Genomic DNA, 579 nt, shown 5'->3' with positions numbered 1-579 from the left:
GGTCGTTTCGGCACAATGATATCGAGGACGCGCGTGAAAAGGCGCAGGAGTGGCCGACCGAGGGCGGTCTGGGTCAAATTTGGATCGCGGTTGAAAGTGTCTATTCGATGGAGGGGGATCTTGCCCCTCTAGCCGATTTGGCGGGTTTGGCGCGGGAACAGGACGCCGTTTTGGTGGTCGACGAAGCCCATGCGACCGGCGTGTTCGGACCTCAGGGACGGGGGCTCGCACATGACCTCGACTGCCATCTGTTGACGCTGCACACCTGCGGCAAAGGTCTGGGCGTGGCCGGAGGGCTGATCTGCGGACCAAAAGTCATGATCGACACGCTGATCAACCGCGCACGCCCCTTCATCTTTGCCACCGCGCCGTCGCCTTTGAATGCCGCTTTGGTTCGCGCTGCTATTAGGGCGCTGGCCACTCAGACAGGTCTGGTCGACGCTGCCCAGCAGCGCATTGGCCATGCCCATGATGCGGCGCGCGCAATTGGAATTGCTGAGGCTGCGCTCAACAGCCAGATCATTCCTATCATTCTGGGCGACGACGCGCGCACGATGACGATGGCTCAGGGCTTGCAGA

1 protein-coding gene is annotated in these 579 nt (G+C 61.5%); it reads left to right on the top strand.

Going from position 1 to position 579, the window contains the following annotated elements:
* A partial coding sequence (locus ACR0E6_RS22780; RefSeq protein ID WP_480587690.1) for an aminotransferase class I/II-fold pyridoxal phosphate-dependent enzyme occupies positions 1 to 579 on the top strand: 579 nt, incomplete at both ends.

It is taken from the genome of Ruegeria sp. AP12 (genome assembly GCF_056540025.1).
The sequence above is the reverse complement of the archived record's forward strand: the minus strand, read 5'-3'. Positions and strand labels throughout refer to the sequence as shown.